Source organism: Polaromonas sp. (assembly GCF_013817205.1).
GTDB lineage: Bacteria > Pseudomonadota > Gammaproteobacteria > Burkholderiales > Burkholderiaceae_C > Polaromonas.
This window is the reverse complement of the sequence record NZ_JACDDD010000065.1, coordinates 1-22,068: the sequence shown is the minus strand read 5'-3', so window position 1 is coordinate 22,068 and position 22,068 is coordinate 1. Positions and strand designations below refer to the sequence as shown.

Below are 22,068 nucleotides of genomic sequence, written 5' to 3'. Positions count from 1 at the left end.
ATCCATCGCAAAGTAGCGCAGGATTTGACGCAGTTTTGCTTCACTGAGTTTGGAGCGCCTGAAATACCGGTTTTTCTGAATCACCATAGGAACTTAGCTCACTTGAATGTGAACTTTGCTTCCTAAGTCCCTAAATTAATAGCTGATTGCGCCCGTCAGACGGGGGCTAGAGCCCGATTTCATTGAAATGTTTGAGCGGGGACAGCGCCGGAAACTCTCCCGCGCGCTTTTCCTTCATCGCTGTCACGGATTCGCGCACATGCTGGTTGCTCCAGATCGCGCCCTGCAGCCAGCCCATCTGTTTGAGTGCATCGTCCACCGCATGGTCGCGTGCGTAGTGAATCGCCTGCTTGGTGCCCCAGATGGCGACCGGCGGTTTGGAGGCGATCTCCTGCGCGCATTGCAGCGCCCCAGCCAGCATGGCTTCTGCCGAATCAAACACCTCGTTGACTAGGCCATAAGCCAGCGCTTTTTGCGCCGGCAGGCGGCGGCCGGTGTAGGCCAGCTCCTTGACGACGGCCAGCGGCACCAGCTTGGGCAGGCGCTGCAAGGTGCCGACGTCGGCGACCATGCCGATGTTGATTTCCTGGATGCAGAAAAATGTTTCGGCCGTCGCATAACGGATGCAGCAGGCTGTGACCATGTCCACCGCGCCGCCTATGCAGCCGCCCTGGATGGCAGCGATCACCGGAATGCGCAGGGTCTCCAGCTTGGTGAAGGTCGCCTGCATGCCGGCCAGCAGGTCGAACATGGCGGCGCGGCCCTCGGGGCTCTGGTCGTCCATGGCAATCGCGCCGCCAAAGGTGTCCAGCGCCATGCCGGCGCTGAAGTGTTTGCCGGTGCTGGAGATCACCAGCACCCGCGCTTCTCCGGCGGTGTTGATGTGTGTCAGCACCTCGTCCAGCTCGCGCCAGAAGGTCGGGTGCATGGTGTTCATGACCTCTGGGCGATTGAGCACCAGGTGCGCAATGTGGTCGGTGGTCGAAAGGGAGAAGCAGGTCAATGGTTTCATGCCTGCCAATGTAAATCAGTGCGGCTGTTCCGGACAGTCACACCTGGGACGACGGGCTGTGCTGATCGCCCGCTGGTGTGCGCGCTGGCTCAGATCCGGCGCCGGCGCGGCGTGACCGTCAGCTGCATGGTTGCTTTACCCGGCGTGGCGCTGACGGTGACGGACTGCGGCGGGATGTCCAGCAGCTGGTCGGCTTGCCACACCTTGATCTGCGCGGCGCCGTCAGGGATCTGCTCCAGGTTGGCGATGCCGTCTGCGCCGGTCAGCACCGCCCAGGGCGAGTCGCTCACGTAGACATGGCCGCGCATCGAGCCGTGGATGTGGCAGCCCAGCAGCACGGGACCGGCCTTTTCAAACACGGCGTCGGCGGTCTTGCCGGGCTTTCCTTCGGGTTTGCCGTCCAGCCGCAGCTCGAAGCCGCCGCTGCTGGCGGCGTTGAACTGCGCAAATCCGGCGGCCGAGGCGCGCACGTGATGCTCCCAGGGGTCGTTGTTGACAAACAGCGCCTTGGTGCCCACGGCCACCACGCTGACCGCAGGGATGAAGCGCATTTTTTCCTGGTTGATGGTGACCTGGGTCGGCAACGCCACCTTGGGGGCCCCCTGGTTGGCAGGCACCACCACGACCACCGCGTCCTGCACCGGCTTGCCGTCCTTGTCGAGTACCAGCACCTGCAGGTTGCCAGCGCTGGCCCAGCCCGCCAGGGCGGCGAGGGCGAGGGAAATAACTGTTTTTTTCATGATGGTTTGCCTCTGGAGTGGGAATCAGCGCACCGTGATGGAGTCACGGTGCATGGGAGCCAGCAAGGCCAGCATCTGGTTTTGCGAGCGGAAGGGGATGCCTTTGGCGTCCATGCTTTGCTGCAGCACCTCGACCAGCGCATTGAAGTCCGACTTCTTGATGTCCAGGTTGGCGTGCGCGCTTTTCATGTCGGCGCCCTTGTAGACGCAGGGGCCACCGGCGAGCTCGCAGAGCTGGTCGACCAGTTGCTCCTTGACGCGCTGCTGGTTTGACGGCTTGAAGTGCGGGCCGGTGCGTGGATCGGCCAGCAGGCGGACCATGAAGTCGTCCATCAGCGTGACCAGGCCGGCCTTTTCGCCAAAGGCCTTGTAGAGCTGGTCATTGGGTGCAGTTTGAGCGGAAGAGGCGACAGCCATCAGCAGGCCGGATGCGGCCAGCACGAGAGAAAGAAGGGTTTTTTTCATGTCAGTTTCTTGCGTGTGTAGAGAGTGAGGGTTGGGCTCAGAAAGCGACCTGGGCCGACAGGTAGTAACCGGTTTGTTTGCGGCTGGCGGTGGTGGCCGGCACGATCACGCCCAGATCCACATAGGCCAGCGTCACTGAGACGTTTTTGTTCGGCGCCCAGGCGATGAAGATGTCCTTCCAGTCTTCCGAGCGCAGGCCGTTGCCCAGACCGGCAGCGCGGCCGGCGGTTTCCAGCTTGTTGCGCATGAAGCGGTATTCGGCACCAACGGCCACGTTCTTGCTGACCAGATAAGCAATCGAGAACTCGGGCTGCAGGCTGTAGCTGTTGTTGCTGCCACCGCCCAGGGTGGCGCCGAAGCCGAGCAGGCCATTCTGGTTGGCTTTGGTGGCGCGCAGTGTGCCGTTGACCAGCAGGCTTTGGCCCAGGAAAAGTTTGGTGGCGCTCACATACAGATCGACACCGTCACGTTTGGCGCCCAGCGCACGCAAGGTGCCGTCCAGGCCGGTAGAGCCGAGTCGCTTGAACTCCACGCCAACAGCCACTTGCGGCATCAGCGAGTCGCTGTCGAGGATGGCATCGCCAGCGACCCGCGCCTTCAGGCCAACGATGGATTGTTTGAGGTGCAGGCCGGGCAGGCCCAATGCGGTGCCCGTGGCGCGGGTGTTGAAGTCCTGCTGTGCCACCGAGATTTCGAAGCGGTCCTGGATGCCGATGGCCGCGCCGAGGATATTCAGGCCGTAGTCTCTGGTGCCTGCGGTGGTAAAAAACGCCGAGCCGCCGATTTCGCCTTCGGTGGCGTTGCTGCCGATCACGGCCCAGGGGGTCAGGCCGCCGCCGGCCGCGCCGTCAATGCTGCTGACGCCGCCGGTCAGCAGCAGTTTCCCGGTTTCGGCGTGGGCGGACAGGCTGGCGCCAGCACAGATCACGGCGGTGTAGGCGGCGATTAGGTGAGGGGCGAATCTGGGTTTCATGGGAGGATCCGTAAAAAAGTGCGTTGAAAAAACGGAAATGTAATTAGATGTACTTACCCGATACGATGGTAGGACGGGACTGGATTCAGGCTATCGATTTTTTTGGGAGTGTCTCTTTTGCGCACCAGATAAGGGCGGAGTTGAATCCACGGCGGGAGCGCTCGCGTAAAACCGGAAGCCCGTGACGGCATCGTTTTTCAGGAGCGCTCTTTTCATGCATCTTTTTCCCGCAACAACTGACCGGCCGCGCCGTATTCGCCTCGCGGCTTGTTTTGCGCTGTTGACCGGGGGCATGCTGGCTGCGGGGCTTTCTCACGCCCAGGGCAACGGCGCAAGGGAATGGCGCTCCCCACCGCCCGGCGATGTGCAGCGCGGTGCAACGCTGTACCAGGCGCGTTGCAGCGCCTGTCATGCGGTGGACAGCAACAAGATCGGGCCGGCACACCGCGGCGTGCTGGGTCGGCGTGTCGGCAGCCTCAAGGGCTACACCTACTCTGATGAAATGGCGCAGTCCCGCCTGCGCTGGACGCCGCAAACCCTTAACGCCTGGCTGCAAGACCCGGAAGAACTGGTCACCGGGCAGCGCATGGGCTTCCAGGTCGACGACCTGCAGGAACGCGCCGACCTGATTGCGTATCTGGCCACGCTCAAATAGGGCTGCAGTTAAAAGGACGTCGAAGGCTGGCCCGAGCGGTGACGCTTCAGTTTCAGAACAGTTGATCAGTTGCTATGAATTCAGGAGCTACCTGCGCTGACGGGGCGGGAGCTGGAGGCCTTTTTTGTTCATCAACCGGCTCTTCCCCGGCTCGGGCCAGGGTGGCCGCCCGCACGCCCAGCAGGCGCAGCTTCTGCGTGAGGGGCACCCGCTTGAGGCAGAGTCCGGCTATTTTGCGAATGGTTCGCGCGTCCGAGGTGTAGTTTTCTGCCGTTTGATCACGAGTGGCGATTTTGAAATCGTCATACCGCAGCTTGATGCCTATGGTCTTCGCAACGTAGCCCTTGCGCTGCAAATCGTCGGCCAGGCGCGTGCACAGGTCAGTGAAGATCGCACCCAGCGCCGCCTTGTCGCGCACTGCATGCAGGTCGCGCTCAAAAGTGGTTTCACGGCTCATGCTGACGGGTTCACTTTCAGTCGCGACCGGGCTGTCATCACGGCCCCAGGCCACGGCGTGCATCCATGCGCCGGTGGCCTTGCCGAAGTTGTCAACCAGCCAGGCCGGGTCCTGCGCGGCCAGCTCGCCGATGGTGTGCACATGCAGCTTCGCCAGCTTTTCCCCGGCCTTGGGGCCGATGCCGTTGATCTTGCGCACATTGAGCGGCCATATTTTTTCATGCAGGTCGGCTTCATAAACGATGGAGATGCCGTTGGGCTTGTTGAACTCGCTGGCCATCTTGGCGAGCAACCGGTTAGGCGCCACACCGATGGAGCAAGTCAGGCCAGTGGCTTCAAAAATCGCTTTCTGGATCAGCCGTGCCAGCACACGGCCGCCCTCGCGCTGGCCGCCCGGCACGTCGGTGAAGTCGATATACACCTCGTCCACGCCGCGGTCCTGCATCACCGGCGCAATCTCCATGATGGTGCTCTTGAACAGGCGCGAGTATTTGCGCACCTCGTCAAAGTCCACCGGCAGCACAATGGCCTGCGGGCACAGTTTGGCGGCTTTCATCATGCCCATGGCCGAACCGACACCGAACTGGCGCGCGGCATAGGTGGCGGTGGTGATGACGCCGCGCCCGACGTAGTCCCTCAGTAGCGGGAATTCGGCGACCGGGATGAAGCGCAGCGCGCGCTCCGGGTCGGCGCGTATCGCTTCGTCGACCTTGCGCCGACCGCCGCCAATGACCACCGGCAGGCCCTTGAGCTGCGGGTAACGCAGCAACTCGATGGACGCAAAAAAAGCGTCCATGTCGAGGTGGGCAATGCGGCGCAGGCGGGGTGCAGAAGAAGGAGGTGACTCGCTCACCCGGCAAGCATAGCCGTGATCACCGGGGAGCGTCGCCACCGCGCGCAGACCGAGGCCCGGCGCCGGGCTCAGGTCGGGAAGGTGCCGGGCAACAAAATGCCCTTGTCAACCGTGGCGATGTTGGTGTGGCCGCAAAAGGCCATGGTCAGGTCCAGCTCGCGGTGGATGATCTGCAGCGCCTTGGTCACGCCTTCCTCGCCCATGGCGCCCAGCCCGTAGAGGAAGGAGCGGCCGATGTAAGTGCCTTTGGCGCCCAGCGCGCGCGCCTTGAGCACGTCCTGGCCGCTGCGGATGCCGCCGTCTATATGGACTTCGATCCGGCTGCCAACGGCGTCCACAATCTGCGGCAGTGCGCGTATCGATGATTCGGCCCCGTCGAGCTGACGCCCGCCGTGGTTGGAGACGATCAGCGCGTCGGCGCCCGAATCGACCGCCAGCCTGGCGTCCTCAATGTCCTGGATGCCCTTGAGGATCAGCTTGCCGCCCCAGCGCTTCTTGATCCACTCGACGTCGCCCCAGTTGAGGCCCGGATCAAATTGCTTGGCCGTCCATTCCGAGAGCGAGCCCATGTTGTCCACGCCCTGAACATGGCCCACGATGTTGCCGAACTGCCAGCGCGAGGTGCCGGCCATGCCCAGGCACCAGCGCGGCTTGGTCATCAGGTTGAGGATGTTGGCAACGGTCAGCTTGGGCGGCGCCGACAGGCCGTTCTTGAGGTCTTTGTGGCGCTGACCGAGGATTTGCAGGTCCAGCGTGAGTACCAGCGCCGAACAGTTGGCTGCCTTGGCGCGATCAATCAGGCGCTCGATGAAGCCGCGGTCTTTCATCACATACAGCTGGAACCAGAAGGGGTGGCGGTCAGTGGCCTGTGCGATGTCCTCGATCGAGCAGATGCTCATGGTCGAGAGTGTGAAGGGAATGCCGAATTTTTTGGCAGCGCGCGCGCCCAGGATCTCGCCGTCGGCATGTTGCATGCCGGTCAGCCCGGTCGGTGCAATCGCCACCGGCATGGCCACGTCCTGGCCGATCATCTGTGTGGCCGTGCTGCGGTTTTCCATGTTGACCGCCACGCGCTGGCGCAGCTTGATCTTCTGAAAATCGGCCGAATTGGCGCGGTAGGTGCTTTCAGTCCATGAGCCCGAGTCGGCGTAGTCGTAGAACATGCGGGGTACGCGCTTTTTGGCGAGGACGCGCAGGTCTTCGATGGTGGTGATCACGGGCATGGGGTCTCCTTGGAAGCCCTTGATGCTAGCGGTTTGCGGATTGCCCGGTTTGAAGAAATTTGCATGCAGGTGCACAATTCCGGAATTTTCTTCATGCCAAGCTCCGCAACCCCTGTTATTCCCGGCCTGGAACGGGTTATCAATGCCTGGGGCACGCCCACCCCTTACGGCGTCTCGCGCAGTGATCCCGCCGTGGGGGAAGCGGTGGCGCTGATGCTGCAAGGCCAGGTTGTGGTGGCAGACCTGCAGGCCCTGGCGGGGCGCGAGCTGGCGGCCTGGAGCGGCGCCGAGTCGGCCTGCGTCACCCATTGCAGTGCGGCGGCCATCACGCTAGCAGTGGCCGCCTGCATGGCCGGCACCGATGCGGCGCGTGTGGCGCAGTTGCCTGACAGCACGGGCATGCCGAAACGCGTGCTGCTTGCGGCCCATCAGGTGCACTACGGCCAAGCGATCACGCAGGCTGTACGGCTGGCGGGCGCGCAGCCTGTACCGTGCCCGGCGCCGGCCGACGTGGCTGCCGAACTGGCTCGCGGTGGCGTTGCCTGTGTGCTGGCCGTCGAGTCACACCTGGCAGCGGGCTCGGGTCCGGCTGTCACCGGCGAACTGGCCGCGCTGGCCCATGCAGCCGGCGTGCCGCTACTGCTGGACGCGGCGGCGCAGGACTGGCGCGCACGCGAGCTGGTGGCCGGCGGGGCTGACCTCGTGTTGCTCAGTGGCCAGAAATACCTGCGCAGCCCGACGGCAGGTCTGGTGCTGGGGCGTGTGGATCTGGTCGCGGCGCTTGACGCACAACACAGCGGCATCGGCAGGGCCATGAAGCCGACCAAAGAGGCGCTGGCCGGCGTGCTGGCTGCCCTGCGCCTGCGTGACGATCTGCCTCAGGATGAATGGTGCATGGCCCAGCGGCGCAAGCTCGATACCTTGGCCGCCGCGGCCGCCGACTGGCCGGGTGTGACTGTGGCTCGCACGCCTGATCCGCAAGGCAATGGTTTTACCCGACTGGGGTTGAATGTGGATGCGGCCGTCACCGGCATCAACGCCGCCGGTGTGATCGAGCGGCTGCGCGCGGGCGATCCGGTGGTGGCGGTGGCGCCGCACCGGGCGGCGCAGGGCTGCATTGGACTGGAGCTCACGGCAGTCGATGAGAATGAGCTGCCCGAGTTGTGCGCGCTGCTGGCAGCTGCACTCAACGCCGGTTGAGGCTGTTTGGGGAAGTGCCCATATAAGCGCTTCCTTAGCCAGCGCCGGCTCAGCTTCGACCGGCTTTCACGCCCGCGCCACGCACCTCGATGCGAATCTCGTCCAGCACCTCGCCGCGTTCGCTGATCAGCTGCACCGTGTGCCGGCCGGGCCAGGGCAGCCACTGTGCCTGATTGCCGCGCGCAAACTCTTTGCCATCCATCAACCAGCGCAGGCCGCGCCCCTCAGCGCTGAAGTTCACGCGCTGGCGGGTGGGCGGGATGTCCGGGTCGAGTGCCAGGATGGTGCCGGAGGCCGGCGCAGTGATGCGGGGCGGCGTGTCCGGTGCGGAGGTCTGATTGTTTATGCCTTTTTGGCCTCCAGCCCTTATCTGTCGAGCGTCAGTAGCTCCGGAATCTATAGCAAAAACGGCCTGCTCTGTGCCCCGGATGAACCATTCGCTGCGCGCCGCTTCAAGGGGCGTGTGGCCCTGGGCAGCAAAACTGACGCGGCTTTGCACGAGGCCTGCGGGTGGCGCGGGCGCACGGCTGTTTTCGTGCTGGTGCAAATGCCGCATCAGCGCGGCCCAGACTGGCGCTGCGCCACTGCTGCCACTGACGTCCCGCATGGGCGCGCCGCTGGCGTTGCCGATCCAGACGCCGACGGTGTAACGCTGCGAATAACCGACCGCCCAGTTGTCGCGCATGTCCTTGCTGGTGCCGGTTTTGACCGCCGTCCAGAAACGTGTGGCCAGCACGCTGTCGGTGCCGAAGGTGCGCGCACGTGCCAGCGGGTCGGCCAGTATGTCGCTGACGATGAAGGCGGCGCGCGGGTCGATGGCCGGTTGGAACGCCGCCTCGCGCACCGGGCTGAGGGCTGGGGCGCTGTAGCGCCCGCCATTGGCCAGCGTGCGGTAGGCATTGGTCAGCGCCAGCAGCGAGACCTCGCTGCTGCCCAGCGCGAGGCTGTAACCGTAGAAATCGCCGCTTTCCTTCAGCGGCAGGCCTGCCGCCCTGAGCTGTTTGTGAAAGGCCTCGGGCGAGACCATCACCAGCGTGCGCACGGCCGGCACATTGAGCGAGGCGCCCAGCGCGGTGCGCGCCGAGACCAGGCCCTTGAACTGGCGGTCGTAGTTTTGCGGGATGTAGAGCCCGCCGGCAGTCTGGATCTGCGACGATGAATCCTCGATCAGCGAAGCGGCCGTGAGGCGCTTTTCGGCCATCGCCTGTGCATACAGAAAAGGCTTGAGCGTGGAGCCGGGCTGGCGCAGCGCCAGTACGCCGTCGACCTCGGCCGCCGCGCTGAGCTCGCCCGAGGAGCCAACCCAGGCCAGCACCTCGCCAGACGCGTTGTCGAGCACCACGATGGCGCCGTCTTCCACGTGGCGGCCGCGCAGTTCGCGCAGCTGCTGGGTCAGGGTCTGGACAGCGAAACGCTGCAGGGGCGCGCGCAGGGAGGATGTCACGGCGGTGGGCCGGGGCCTGGCGTCAGGCCTCTCCTGGCGGACCAGTTGCCGCGCCAGATGCGGCGCCACACCTTCTGTCGCGTCAAACGCCCGGCGCTGCAGCGCGGCGCTGGCGAACAGGTCCAGGCCTTCGCAATCGGCTTTTGGCGGCGCCTGCGGCCGTCGCGAAGGGCCGCCCCGAGCAAGGTCAGCCCCCTCGGGGGGCAACGCAGTACGCGAAGCGACAAGCGTGGGGGCTTGCATGACCTGCAGAACGCCGCAGGCGCGCTGCGTGACCTGCGCGACTTTCGCATTCGGCGCGCGCACCAGTGCCGCTGCAATCGCCGCCTCGCGTTCATCGAGTCCGTGCGCCGCCTTGCCGAACAGGGTGCGACTCAAAGCGTCAATGCCGACGATCTCGCCGCGGAAGGGCACCAAGTTCAAATAAGCCTCTAGGATCTGGTCCTTGCGCCAGCTGCGCTCCAGCAACTGCGCTGACACCGTCTGCCCGATCTTCTGCGTGATGCTGCGCCCGCCTGCTGCCGCGCGCCAGTCTTCGTCCAGCAGTCCGGCCAGCTGCATGCTCAAGGTGGAAGCGCCGCGAGTTTTTGTGTTCCAGAGGTTGCCCCAGGCAGCGGCCGAGACGGCGCGCCAGTCCACACCGCTGTGTTCGTAAAAACGTTTGTCTTCGCTGAGCACCAGCGCCGTGCGCAGCGCCGGTGAAACATCCGGCAACGCCACCCACTGGCCGCGCCGCACCGTGTTGTCGGTGCGAACGCGCTGGACAACCTCGCCATTGCGATCCAGGATCAGCGTGTCGGAGGGGCGGAACTCGCGGTTTACTTCATCAAATGTGGCAACGGCCCAGGCAGGATGGGCGCAAGTCGCTATCGAAAAAATAGCAAATAATATCTTGACGCCAACCTTCTTCATATGGTCTTTGGCTCAGCCAGCATCAGCCACATGCTGAAGGCCATAGTCATCGATAAGACGTTGCACGATCTTTGCCTGCAGTAAATCCTTGCGGCTTTTGAGTGGATCACGAGTTGATTTTTCGCTTAATTCGGTCTTGATGCGAATAAAACTTTTGGGCGCTGGCGCGATCAGCGTAGCCATGTTTCCGCTGGCTGCAACAACGACCTGGGTAAAGCTGCCGCCATCCAGAAGTGCCTTGCCGCTGGGTACCTGCACGGCCCAGAAGTCGTCTTCGAATTCCGACGTTCGCAGTGGATGGGGCTCGCCGCCGCTGTCTTTGGGCGCGGTGCGTCGAATCACATCAATTTCGAACCCTATTGCGTTGACGGCCGTGTATTTCTGGTCGTGGCGCAATTCAAAGGTCTTGTCCACTTTTTGGAATATGCCAAGCAAGGACGTATCGAGCCGTTGCATCGTGCTGGCAAATTGCAGGTATTTGCGTGTGTCGAGTAAAAGGTCGATGTCCTGTGTCGCCGTTGCTTCGTTCTGTACCCTCACACCGCAGGCGGTTTCGTAGGCATAGAGGGATTGCGTGCCCACTGCCATGAAATGCTTTTGCAAACCCGCTTTTGCCAGCGCATTGAGCGTGTCAACCAGCATGTTCGGTGCTCGCCCGACTCTTAGCGCGCGGTTCATGCGAACGTGTTGACTGACGGTTTCGCGCAGCTGTTTTTGCCGTGCCTGTACAGAGGCTTTACGCCCCATGACGCGCGCATGGATTGCTTCATTTTCAGGCGACTCTGGGCCAAGCGACGTTTGCGCCCCAGTTGCGGAAACCCGTATCAGATAGCGCCTTCCAGCCTGTTCGCGCCACATCATCGAGCCGCGCACTTCGGCTGCAGCAAGGTCAGCGGCCTCAAGTGCACGCCAGGCCGCTTCGGCGTCAATGTACTGGCGTGTTTGGGCCTCGGTAAGTTCAAGAAATTCCAGGTTTTCATGGTTAAATTTCATTTTCAAAATTTACTATGAAAATATAATTAAATCAATGACTTAGAAACTAAAATGGGATACTGAGTAGCAAATAATGGCTAATAAGTAGTCGTTGCCAGTCATTTGACCGCTTCCACCTTCACCCGAGCATTCGGTATTTCGCCAAACATTTCCGGCGCATACATCGCCTCCACCCGGCTAGGCGGCAACGCAAAGTCGCCGACGTTGTTCAGGCGCACGGTGTATTCCATCTTCACCACGCCCTTGGGCAGGTATTCGTAATAACTGCGGAAGGCCTCGAAGCTGCGCTCTTCAAACGCTGGCCAGCCGGCGCCGGTTTTTTTCTCGCCGCTGGTGGCGATCTGCGAATCGCGGCCCAGGCCGCTGCCCAGAATGGTGGCGCCGCCGGGCACCGGGTCGCTGATCACCACCCAGGTCATGTCGGCGCTGGCGTTGACCTCCAGCGTGATGCGCACCACGTCGCCGCGGGTGTAAATGCCTTTGACCGCCTGCTCCACCGGTGTGATGGTTTTCTTGATCTGGTAACCGGCGCTGAAGGGCGCCTTGAGCGGCACCGCCGCAATCGACTGCAGCGTCAGCCAGGGCTTGCCTGTACCTTGCTGAGTCACGGTCAGTGTGTCCTTGCCGGCCCCACCCCAGGGCAGGAACATGTTGTTGCCGCGCAGATTGCCGGGCGAGGCGGGTGCACCGAAAAAGCTGGTCTGGTTGGGCAAGCCCAGCGTATCGCCCGGCGGGACGCGTGTGACTTTGGCCCAATCCACGCTGGCCGAAGCGGCCGCAGCCGACGCAAGTGTGGACCGCGTCACACCGGTCACCGGTGTGGCTTCAAACTTCGCCGAGAAGCGGTCCAGTGCCAGCCCGCCCCAGAGATTGGCTGTGGTGGTGTGCCAGGCGCCTTTTTGCTGCCGGCCTATGAAGCCGTTGGCGAGGCGGCCCATATCGTCCTTCCAGGCCGCATCGTCCATCACGGCCAGCATCAGGCGTGCGGTGTTGACATCGCCATTGACCATCAGCCACCACCAGTAGTCGTCCTTTTCGGTGCTGAAAACCAGTTTGGTGCCCTGGTACGACAGGCGCGATTTCAGCACCTGCGTCGCTTCAGCCAGGCGCTGCTCACGCTGCGGCACGTCGGCCGCACGTTTGAGGATGTTCAGCCAGTCAATCACCGCGTGGGTCGGCCACTGGTTGGGCGCAATCGTGATGCTGCCCAGCATGCGGCCCTGGGCCTTGCCGTAACGCGACAGCGCTTCGATGGCTGCGAGCTTGCGCATGTCCAGGTCCTTGCGCGGGCTCCAGAACTCACGCTGGATACGGCCTTCGACAAAAGCAATCAGCCCGCGCTCCATGGGCGCGCGCGCTTCGTCGGGCAGGGCAAACGCCGGGTTGAGGGCGGCGGCTTCATGCGTGGCGGCAAGCAGGTAGGCCGTCAGCGCGTCGCTGCCGCGCGAGCCTTCGCCGTCACGCGGCGGGAAATAACTGGCCAGGCCGTCGCCGTCCAGGTAACCCGGCAATTGCGCCAGCACGGTCTGCCAGAGTCTGGCGTCGCGCAGGCCCACCGATTTGCTGGTCTTCTGTTCCAGGCAGATAAAGGGGTAGTTGGCCCACCAGTCGCGCACGCCGTCCATGCCCTCGGCCAGTTTCGGTTGCAGCGACATTTTCAAGCCACCGCGGCCGAGCAGGGCATCGGCGGGCGGGTTGACGTCGAGGTTGAACGAACCATCAACCTGTACCAGTGTTGCCTGTTGCACCGTCAGCGGCACGGCCGGGATGATGCGCTGGCGCGCTTTCAGGCCATCGCGCGCGCCGCTGACAGTGTCTTTGGCCTCGATCTCCCACAGGATGGCTTCAGCGCGTGTCAGCGCGAGTTGCGCCGGCGCCGTGACCATCCAGGCCGCTTCACGCGCCTCCCCGGCGGGAATGTCGATGGTCTGGGGTTTGAGCTCGAGCAGGGTCGCGCGCGGACTGACCTCGACCTTCATCGCAGCCTTTGTCGTGTTGCGCAGGGTGATCTGCGCGCGGAACTGGTCGTCCTCGCGTACCAGCGGCGGCAAACCGCTGATGATCTGCAGGTCTTGCGTCGCCTTGATGGCTGTCTGTCCGGTACCGAACAGGCCGGTGCCGCTGTCGGCGACGGCGACGATCTTGAAGGTGGTCAGTGCATCGTTGAGCGGCACAGTGATCACAGCCTGGCCGTTCGAATCAAGCTGCAGCTTCGGGTTCCACAGCAGCAGGGTGTCCAGCAGTTCGCGCGTGTTACTGCGCCCGCCACCGCCGCCGGCTGGCACCGCCTTGCGTCCGTAGTGCCGGCGACCGATGATTTCCATCTGTGCGGTGGAGGTCTCCACACCCCAGGCGCGGCGCTGCAACATTGCGCCCAGCAAATCCCAGGAGTCATTCGGCATCAGCTCCAGGAGCGCCTGGTCCACCGCCGCGAGGGCGACTTCGGCATTCGCGGCAGGCTGGCCGTTGGGTAGTTTGGCGGTGATGGTGACCTGGGCTTGGCCGCGCACCAGATACGTTTCCTTGTCGGCTTTGACCGTCACCGCAAGCTGGTGCGCCTGCGTGCCGACGCGGATTTCCGCCATGCCGAGGCGGAAAGCCGGTTTACTCAGGTCCACCAGCGCGGTGGGCGCCACGTATTCGCGGCCTTCATGCCAGAACGATGTCCACCATTCGCGCGGCGCCTTGTAGCCCCAGGTGAAGAAGCTGTACCACGGCACCTCGCGCAGACGGCCGCGCAGCGCCAGCACGCTGACATACACGTTCGGCCCCCAGCCTTGCTTGACCTGCAGTTGCACCGTCGGGTCCTGGCCGTTGAGCTGCACTACCTGGGTCTCGATGATGCCTTCACGTTCAACCGCCACCAGCGCGGTGGCAAAACGGAAGGGCATGCGCACCTGGAATTTGGCGGTCTCGCCGGGCTGGTAGCTTTTCTTCTCGGGCAGCAGGTCCATGCGGTCGTGGTCCTCGCCGCCAAACCAGAGCTCGCCCTGTTTGGTGACATAGACCGAACTGGCGGCCTGGATGCTGTTGCCGTCTTTATCTTTGGCGGTCACGACCAGTTCCACTTCGCCGGGCTCGCCGAGTTTGGCCTCGCACAGCAGCAGGCCGCGGCTATCGCTTTTGCCGCTGCAGACGCTGCCGAGGTCTTTGATGTCGGTCTTGTTGTCGTAGGTATAGAAACCGCCGACCATGCGTTTTCGGCTGGTGGTCACGATACGCGCCACGGCCTTGACCTCCATCGGCACGTCGGCGGCGGGTTTGCCGTCCAGGCCAAGCGCCAGCCCCTGGAACTTGATCTTCTGGCTGGCAGACACCCAGCCTTCGGTCTTGATGCCGGCGACCACGGCCGCCGGCCACAGCGTTGCCACGCTGCGTATCGTCTGCACCTCGCCGTTCGGGTCGGCGTAACTGGCTTCCAGCAGCAACTCCCGCGGCTGTTTGCTGGTGGGCAGGTCGGTGATGCTGGTTTTGCCGCCGCCATTGCGGTCCAGTGTCACGGCCAGCTTGTCGGCAACCACACGCTGGTCCTGCGAGGCCGTGGCTTCTTCCTCACCGCCTTCGCCAGCGGCACGCTGCACACGCGGCGACGAAAAGTTGAAGGCCTCGTAGTCGCTGTAGTTCAGCGTCTTGCCGCGTAGCAGCGCCGACACACGCACCGGCAGGTTGGCAGCGCCGCCGCCCGAGACGTAATTGATCTGCACATCGGTCGGCACGGCCTTGACGTTGACCAGCGCCTTTTTTTCGCTGGGCTGGATGCGGCCTTCGAGCACCGGCAGGCGGAATTCTTCCACCCGGAAGACGCCGGTCTGTATCGCGCGGCTGCCCAGACGCAGCTCGACCTGGTACTCGCCAAGTTTGGCGGCCGGCGGGATCGCAAACGTGCTTTCAGCGCTTTGGCCGCCGGTGGCAGTTTTGCGCCAGTCCAGCGGCTGCACATACTGCTGGCCGCTGCCGGTGTGGGTCACGACCAGCTTGTCGGGCACGGCGTCTGTCAGGCCAAAGCCCTGGCTGGTTTCGGTGCGTATCAGGTGTTTCATGGACACGGTTTCGCCAGCGCGGAGCAGGGCGCGGTCGAAAATCGTGTGGGCTCGCTGGTCGGGGCGGGTGTCTCTGCTGGTCGGGACGTTGAAGCGCCAGGGTTCTATGCCTTTGTGCCAGTCGCTCCAGGTGAAGCTCATGTCTTCGACACTGTCCATGTCACTTTGAGCCCCCACGCTTTTCGCTTCGCGTAATGCGCCGCCCCCCGAGGGGGCTGTGCTTGCTTGGGGTGGCCCGGCGCTGCGCACGCGCGCGCTGATGAAATAGGCATTGCGGTAGTCTTCGCCGCTACAGCGCGGTGGCTCGGAGGCCAGACCCTTGAAGCTGGCGATACCTTGTGTATTGGTCACAGCTCTGGCGATCTCCTGGCCGCCACAGCTTGACACCCGCACCGTGGCACCGGCCACCGGCGCGCCCTTGTCCAGACTGGTAACCCAGGCCAGTGCGTTTTCGCGGCCCAGCTTGAAATGCACACCGAGGTTGGTGACCAGCGCAGAGGTGCGCACATACATGGTACGGCTGGCGCCGTGGCGTTCGTCGAGCAGCGAACTGCCGAGTTTTTGCGAGGCGATCTCGATCACATGAAAGCCCGGTGACAGCGGGATGCCGACGACCTCGAAGGGCCGCGGATCGCCGCTGGCGGGTTGCGGCAGGTCCAGCGTCTTCACGCCGGGCTGGCCGGCCAGCAGTGAAAGCATGCGTGATTGCACATACTCCTTGTTGTCCTCATCGACAATTTTCGGCAACGCGCCTTTGATCTCGAGCGCCGCCACCTTGCGTTCGATCTGGTAGTCGTCGTACCGCTGCACCTTGCGGAACCAGGCAATGATGTCGGCGTCAGTGCGCGGCTGCAGATCACTGACTTTTCCTGTGGCGGGCACCAGCCCCTGCACTTTCAGCGCGGTCTCGACATTGCGCAGTGTGACCGGCAGCAGCGCCGGGTCGCCGGCTTTGGCACCGGGTTCGGCAAACCGCTCGACGATGCCGAAAGGCGCGGCGGCAAACTTGGCCAGCGGCGGCATCGCGCCGGTGGCGACCTTGAGCGGAAAGCGGTCGGCATTGTTCAGCGGGCGGCCGGAGGCGTCCTTGAAGTCGCGGGGCAATTCCAGCGTGTAGGGCGTCTGTTCGGCCAGCGGCGGCTTGAAGTTGACGCTGCTCAGCACATTGTCGCTGTCGCCTTCGGCGTCGAAGACCGGCTTGAGCGTGTCTTTGGCGGACTTGAGGCGAATGCCTTCCAGCAGCTTGCGCGACACCGGCGCGTTGAAGTCCAGGCGCATCGCGCGTATCGGCAGGCAGGCCGCCTGGGCGTTTTCGCGCTCGCAGCTGAAGCTGGCCGTGAAGGGCTCGCGGACCTGAAAGGTGTAGCGTTTCTCGACCGAGTTGGCGACGCCGTCGGGGGTGGTCACGCCCTTGCCGTAAACCAGTTGCAGCTTGCTGGCGGCGGTCAGGCGCCGGTTGCAGGCCAGGGTGGCAAGACGCAGCGGGTCTGCTGACGCGGCTTTGTCCAGGTTCAGCGATTTCAGCAGTGCCGCCCGTTCCGCGCCTTCGATCAGTTTGACCGGCACCCTCTCGCCCAGCCCTTCGACCGCGCACCAAACGTTGTCGCGGATGCTGGCCAGGGTGGCCGGCCCATTGAGCTGCAGCACGAAGTACTGCTCTTCGTCGATGCGCTGCGAAGTCGAAGGCCGCACGGTCTGGACGAAGGGGCCACCGGTGCTGAAGGCATAACTGGCCTTGCCGCTGATGGCCTGGCTTTTGGGTGACTGGAAGGTAGGCACCACCTGCAGGGAGCAGCGAACGCCTGGCGGCAGGTCGTTTTCAAAATCAAACACCCACTGGCGGTCATTGAGCCAGCGGCCAGTCCCCTTGGTGGCCTGCGCGTCGTTGCAGCTCAGGCTCAGCGGCGCCGGTGCTTTCGGGTCGCCGAAGTTGACGGCGCTGTCGTCGAACTTCGCGACCACCTGGCGCACGCGTGAAATTTCACCTTGCGGCGAGACACTGGTGATCTGCAGCGCCTGGACCTGCAGCGCGCCTGCAGCAAGCAGGGCGGCGATTGTTTTTGAAATGGATATGGCCACGTTTCCCCCTCAGAGGAGGCAAAGCGTAGCCGATTAACATGTAACAAGGTGCAGCAGACCGCAGGGACGGCAAAACGGTCCCGAAGCCCATTCAGCCCAACCGGGCGCGGTGCCTGCCGATCTGCGCCCTGACCTGCGCCGGCGCGGTGCCGCCCAGGGTGTTGCGGGCGTTCAGCGAGCCGCGCAGGCTCAGCACGTCGTACACATCTTTCTCGATCTTCGGGTTGAATTCCTGCAGCACGGCCAGCGGGAGCTCGGACAGGTCCACGGCGTGCGAGATCGCTGCCTTGACTGCATGGGCCACCGCCTCATGTGCGTCACGGAAGGGCAGACCCTTCTTGACCATGTAGTCGGCCAGATCGGTCGCCGTGGCATAACCCTTGAGTGCGGCGCGCTCCATGGCTTCCGGTTTGACGGTGATGCCGCCCACCATCTCGGCGAAGATGCGCAAGGTGTCTTTTAGCGTGTCCACAGTGTCGAACAGCGGTTCCTTGTCTTCCTGGTTGTCCTTGTTGTAGGCCAGGGGCTGGCCTTTCATCAGGGTGATCAGCCCCATGAGGTGACCGACCACGCGGCCGGTCTTGCCGCGCGCCAGTTCGGGCACGTCGGGGTTTTTTTTCTGCGGCATGATGGACGAGCCGGTGGTGAAGCGGTCGGCGATTTCAATGAAGCCGAAGTTCTGGCTCATCCACAAAATCAGCTCTTCGCTCATGCGGCTGATGTGCACCATGGCCAGTGACGCGGCTGCCGTGAACTCAATCGCAAAGTCCCGGTCGCTGACCGCGTCCAGGCTGTTCTGGCACACCTGCGGCTGGCCCTGGGCATCGACCATACCCAGTGTTCTGGCGACCCGTTCGCGGTCCAGCGGGTAGCTGGTGCCGGCCAGTGCGGCGGCGCCCAACGGCAGGCGGTTGACGCGTTTGCGCACGTCCTGCAGGCGTTCGGCGTCGCGCGCAAACATTTCCACATAGGCCAGCATGTGGTGGCCAAAGCTCACGGGTTGCGCCACCTGCAGATGCGTGAAGCCAGGCAGGATGACTTCGACATTCTTCTCGGCAATGTCCACCAGGGCTTTTTGCAGATCGGTCAGCAGAGCGTCGATCAGGTCTATTTCGCCGCGTAGCCACAGGCGCACGTCGGTGGCGACCTGGTCGTTGCGGCTGCGGCCGGTATGCAGGCGCTTGCCGGCGTCGCCAACCAGTTGTGTCAGGCGCGCCTCGATGTTCAGGTGCACGTCCTCGAGGTCCAGCTTCCACTCAAACGCACCGGATTCGATTTCAGCCGTGATCTGCGCCATGCCTTTCTGAATGGCTGCATGGTCGGCAGCGCCCAGGATCTTCTGCGCCGCCAGCATCTCGGCGTGCGCCAATGAGCCGGTGATGTCGGCCTGCCACAGACGTTTGTCAAAAAACACGCTGGCGGTGTAGCGCTTGACCAGGTCGCTCATGGGTTCGGAGAACAGGGCAGACCAGGCTTGGGATTTTTTGTCGAGTTGGCTCACGGGAGGCTTTCTGTGGGGGACCGTCAGGCGGCCGCGATGGCGTCTCGCGGTGACAACATTATTGGGGAAAGTACGGGTTTGAGGCCGGTTTTAAGCGGCTGGCCGGTGCAATACTCAGAACTTCGATTTTATCTGCGCGCCCGCCTGCCTGAAAAAAAGAACCGCCTGGCCGGCCCGCAACCCCGACGATTCGACCAGGAGCCCCTGCCCCCCGTTTCATGCGCAACAAAACCGATCTGTCCGGCTTTGCCGAATCCACCATGCGGGGCGGCGTCAGCCAGCCCGGGGACGAGCCTGTACGGCGGCCCGCCCCGGTCATCATCTTCGACGTCTGCAATGTCGGTGTGGTGCTGCGCGCCGTGCTGTTCAGCGAGGCCGTGGTGGGTGTGGGCGCCATGTTCACGGCGACGGGTTTTGTTGACTGGCTGTTGCGCTTTTCGCTGCTGACCGGCGGAGTACTGCCGGCCACCTTGTCATGGCTGATCGCGACCTGCGTGCTGAAGCGCCCGCTGGCGCGTCTGATCACTCCGGCCCAGTGGGCGGCCGGCATAAGCATGGGCGCACTGGCGGGGCTGTATGGCTGCGGCCTGCTGGCCGTGATGGGCCTGCTTGTGCCAGCGCCCTGGGTGGCTAGCGCAGCGGCCGGGGCCTTGTTGTCCTCGGTGCTGATGGCGGGCCTGGTTTGGCGCGCCAAGGCGCGCACGCCGGCGGCCACCACGGCGCGCTTGGCCGAACTGCAGTCACGTATCCGGCCGCACTTCCTGTTCAACACGCTCAACAGTGCCATTGCGCTGGTACGCGCTGAACCTGCGAAGGCCGAGGCGGTGCTGGAAGACCTGAGCGAGTTGTTCCGCCACGCGCTGGCGGATTCCACCGAATCCGTCACGCTGGGCCACGAGATAGCACTGGCGCAGCGCTATCTGGCCATCGAGCAGATCCGGTTCGGGGAACGCCTGCAGGTGCAGTGGAGCCTGGACCCCGAAGCCAATGCCGCCAAACTGCCACCGTTGCTCTTGCAGCCACTGGTCGAGAACGCGGTGCGCCACGGGGTGGAACCGAGCGCTGCCGGAGCGCAGGTGAAAATATCCACGGCACGCCGCGGCAACATGGTGGTTCTCAAGGTCACCAACTCTACCCCGGCGGGCGTCGGTGAGCGAGGCCACGGGCTGGCGCTGGCCAATGTGCGCGAGCGCCTGGCGCTGTTGCACGACGTGCAGGCACAGTTCAATACCGTGTTTCGCGACGGCATGTTTCAGGTGAGGCTGGAGATCCCGCTATGAGTACAACCCTCAGGGCATTGATCGTGGATGATGAGGCGCTGGCTAGGTCGCGCCTGCGCACACTGCTGGCCGACTGCACAGCGCCGGGTGCCAGCGTGTTGGCCGAGGCGGCGCATGCGGTGCAGGCAATGGACGCGCTGCGCCGCGAGGTGTTCGACGTCGTGTTGCTGGACATTCACATGCCCGGCGCCGACGGCATCACGCTGGCGCAGACGATTGCCCAACTGCCGCAATCGCCGGCGGTGGTGTTCATCACGGCGCATTCCGAACACGCGGTTCAGGCCTTCGAGCTGGAGGCCGTCGACTACCTGACCAAACCGGTGCGGCTGGAGCGGCTGCAGCAGGCGCTACAAAAAGTAGAGCGCCTGACGCACGTGGGAAAAGGACTGCTGCCTGATTTGAACGAAGACTGCCTGATCATCCAGGACCGCGGACGGACCGAACGTGTGCCACTGGCCGAGGTGCTGTACCTCAAGGCCGAACTCAAATACGTCACCGTGCGGACCCACGCCAAGAGCTACATCCTCGACGGCAGCCTCAATGAGCTGGAAGAGCGATACCCGCAGTTCATGCGCGTACACCGCAATGCGCTGGTGGCACGGCGCGCCGTGCGTGCGCTGGAAAAACACTTCGACCCGGAAGAAGGTGAAGGCTGGGCAGTGCGGCTCAACGGCATCGACGAACTGCTGGCGGTGTCGCGGCGCCAGCTTAGTGCCGTGCGCGAAGCCGTTGCAGGGTGAGGGTGCGCCTGAAGCCGGTAGTTTCCCGCGCAGGCGTCCTACAGCGGACATGGTCGTCTTCTGTTGAAATAGCCAAGCAACGATCAAGGCGCAAGACCCATCTGGACCGATGAGGAGAAACCACAGTGAATGACAACCATCTGCCCCGGGAGACGCCTGCCCACGAGGAAGCCGTCACGACTTTCCCGGAGTCGGGTCGCGTGATGCTGCACATGCCGGTTGACATCCGCAGCATGTCGCTGATGTTGCTCGCGGCGCTCGGCCTGCTTTTCCTGCTGCACTGGGCCAAGGCGGTGTTTATTCCGGTGATGATGAGCATCCTGTTCAGCTATGCCTTCTCGCCCGTCATCAACTGGATGGAAACAAAGCGCGTACCGCGCTGGCTGAGCTCGGCGGTGCTGTTGCTGTCCATTCTTGGCGCCATGGGTACCACCGCGTATGCGCTCAGCAACGAGGCGGTGGCCATGGTGGAGTCGCTGCCGGTGGCAGCCCAGAAATTCCGCAACGCCCTCAAACGCACCAGCGGCAATTCCACCAGCACCCTGGAGACCGTGCAGAAGGCGGCAACGCAGATCGAGCAGGCGGCCCAGGAGGGCACAACGCCCGGCGCGACTCGCGGCGCGACGCGGGTCGTGGTTGAGAAGGCAGCCTTCAATGTCAAGGACTATCTCTGGAGCGGCACCATCGGACTGATTGCGCTGATCGGCCAGGCCACTGTCGTGATCTTTCTGACCTACTTCCTGATGCTGTCGGGCGACACTTTCCGCCGCAAGATGCTCAAGCTGGCTGGCCCCAGCTTGAGCAGCAAAAAGATCACCTTGCAGGCGCTGCATGAAATCACCGGGCAGATTCAGCGTTACCTTCAGGTGCAGATTCTGACCAGTGCGCTGGTCGGCGTGCTGACATGGCTGGCCTTATGGGCCATCGGGCTGGAAAATTCGGCGGTCTGGGGCGTCGCGGCGGGGGTGCTCAACATGGTCCCTTATGTAGGTACCCTGATCACTGCCGCTGCGTCCGCTCTTGTCGGATTCCTGCAGTTCGGTTCGCTCAACATGGCGATGCTGGTGGGCGGCGCTTCACTGGTTATCCACACCATTGTCGGCAACATCGTCACACCCTGGCTCACCAGCCGGGCCAGTCGGCTTAGCCCGGTGGCCGTATTTGTGGCGCTGCTGGCCTGGGGCTGGCTGTGGGGCGTCTGGGGCTTGTTGCTGGGCGTCCCGATCATGATGATGGTCAAGTCGGTATGTGACCGCGTGGATGACCTGAAACCTGTGGGTGAGTTTCTGGGGTCGTAGAACAAGCGCATCTCCCCGCCGCTGATGCGGCTGCGATGGTATGCGCAGCGCGCTATAAAAATGGGGGCTTAGGAAGCAAGCCCGTTAAAGAGGATTGCTGCGTAGCAAGGATAGCAGCGCTTTGTAGAGGCTTATGTGCCGGTGATTGAACCGGAACTCAGTTTCTTTCAAGTGCAGGTAGAACGTGTGCTTGGGCACTCCATT

At 63.5% G+C, this 22,068-nt stretch carries 15 protein-coding genes and 1 pseudogene; 5 read left to right on the top strand and 11 right to left on the bottom strand.

Going from position 1 to position 22,068, the window contains the following annotated elements:
- Positions 1-166 precede the first annotated feature (166 nt).
- From H0W47_RS14155 to H0W47_RS14140, 4 genes are all read right to left on the bottom strand, one after another.
- Positions 167-1,012, bottom strand: a complete 846-nt coding sequence (locus H0W47_RS14155) for an enoyl-CoA hydratase-related protein (protein WP_296925501.1) — start codon at positions 1,010-1,012, stop codon at positions 167-169.
- A gap of 89 nt (positions 1,013-1,101) precedes the next feature.
- Positions 1,102-1,752 carry a plastocyanin gene (locus H0W47_RS14150; protein WP_296925499.1) on the bottom strand — a complete coding sequence of 217 codons (651 nt, stop codon included), beginning with the start codon at positions 1,750-1,752 and terminating at the stop codon, positions 1,102-1,104.
- Positions 1,753-1,776: 24 nt separating this feature from the next.
- Complete coding sequence (locus H0W47_RS14145; RefSeq protein ID WP_296925497.1) at positions 1,777-2,217, bottom strand: group 1 truncated hemoglobin; 441 nt, start codon at positions 2,215-2,217, stop codon at positions 1,777-1,779.
- 37 nt (positions 2,218-2,254) lie between these two features.
- Entirely contained in the window at positions 2,255-3,190 is a 936-nt protein-coding gene (locus H0W47_RS14140) for a DUF3034 family protein (RefSeq protein ID WP_296925495.1), read from the bottom strand.
- A 214-nt stretch (positions 3,191-3,404) separates the two neighbouring features.
- Here H0W47_RS14140 and H0W47_RS14135 point away from each other — a divergent pair, with 214 nt between their 5' ends.
- Positions 3,405-3,845 carry a c-type cytochrome gene (locus H0W47_RS14135; protein WP_296925493.1) on the top strand — a complete coding sequence of 147 codons (441 nt, stop codon included), beginning with the start codon at positions 3,405-3,407 and terminating at the stop codon, positions 3,843-3,845.
- Between the two features lie 52 nt (positions 3,846-3,897).
- Here the strand turns inward: H0W47_RS14135 and H0W47_RS14130 are convergent, their stop codons facing one another.
- Positions 3,898-5,097, bottom strand: coding sequence for a DNA polymerase IV (locus tag H0W47_RS14130; protein WP_296925507.1), 1,200 nt, complete (start codon positions 5,095-5,097; stop codon positions 3,898-3,900).
- 125 nt (positions 5,098-5,222) lie between these two features.
- The gene (locus tag H0W47_RS14125) at positions 5,223-6,377 is read right to left on the bottom strand and encodes an alpha-hydroxy acid oxidase (protein WP_296925492.1); all 1,155 of its coding nucleotides are present in this window, start codon (positions 6,375-6,377) and stop codon (positions 5,223-5,225) included.
- A 93-nt stretch (positions 6,378-6,470) separates the two neighbouring features.
- Between H0W47_RS14125 and H0W47_RS14120 the strand changes: the two genes are divergently transcribed.
- A complete protein-coding gene (locus H0W47_RS14120; RefSeq protein WP_296925490.1) occupies positions 6,471-7,577 on the top strand; it encodes a hypothetical protein in 1,107 nt (368 codons plus the stop codon).
- 49 nt (positions 7,578-7,626) lie between these two features.
- Here H0W47_RS14120 and pbpC read toward each other — a convergent pair whose 3' ends face one another.
- The 4 genes from pbpC to argH all read right to left on the bottom strand — a co-directional run bounded on the left by pbpC (position 7,627) and on the right by argH (position 18,546).
- Positions 7,627-9,933 (bottom strand): penicillin-binding protein 1C, encoded by a 2,307-nt coding sequence (pbpC, locus tag H0W47_RS14115; RefSeq protein WP_296925488.1) that lies wholly within the window; start codon positions 9,931-9,933, stop codon positions 7,627-7,629.
- 12 nt (positions 9,934-9,945) lie between these two features.
- Positions 9,946-10,926, bottom strand: a complete 981-nt coding sequence (locus tag H0W47_RS14110; protein ID WP_296925486.1) for a GSU2403 family nucleotidyltransferase fold protein — start codon at positions 10,924-10,926, stop codon at positions 9,946-9,948.
- Positions 10,927-11,024: 98 nt separating this feature from the next.
- Positions 11,025-17,039, bottom strand: a complete 6,015-nt coding sequence (locus tag H0W47_RS14105; protein ID WP_296925505.1) for an alpha-2-macroglobulin — start codon at positions 17,037-17,039, stop codon at positions 11,025-11,027.
- A gap of 97 nt (positions 17,040-17,136) precedes the next feature.
- The gene (gene argH / locus H0W47_RS14100; protein ID WP_296925484.1) at positions 17,137-18,546 is read right to left on the bottom strand and encodes an argininosuccinate lyase; all 1,410 of its coding nucleotides are present in this window, start codon (positions 18,544-18,546) and stop codon (positions 17,137-17,139) included.
- Between the two features lie 260 nt (positions 18,547-18,806).
- On the opposite strand from argH, the gene H0W47_RS14095 reads away from it, so the two are divergent.
- The 3 genes from H0W47_RS14095 to H0W47_RS14085 all read left to right on the top strand — a co-directional run bounded on the left by H0W47_RS14095 (position 18,807) and on the right by H0W47_RS14085 (position 21,864).
- Positions 18,807-19,826 (top strand): sensor histidine kinase, encoded by a 1,020-nt coding sequence (locus H0W47_RS14095; protein ID WP_296925503.1) that lies wholly within the window; start codon positions 18,807-18,809, stop codon positions 19,824-19,826.
- A complete protein-coding gene (locus H0W47_RS14090) occupies positions 19,823-20,566 on the top strand; it encodes a LytTR family DNA-binding domain-containing protein (protein WP_296925482.1) in 744 nt (247 codons plus the stop codon). Before H0W47_RS14095 ends, H0W47_RS14090 begins: the two co-directional genes overlap by 4 nt.
- Positions 20,567-20,691: 125 nt before the next feature.
- Positions 20,692-21,864, top strand: coding sequence for an AI-2E family transporter (locus H0W47_RS14085; protein WP_296925480.1), 1,173 nt, complete (start codon positions 20,692-20,694; stop codon positions 21,862-21,864).
- Positions 21,865-21,948: 84 nt separating this feature from the next.
- Here H0W47_RS14085 and H0W47_RS14080 read toward each other — a convergent pair.
- Positions 21,949-22,068, bottom strand: a pseudogene (locus H0W47_RS14080) (IS1595 family transposase); the annotation flags it as partial.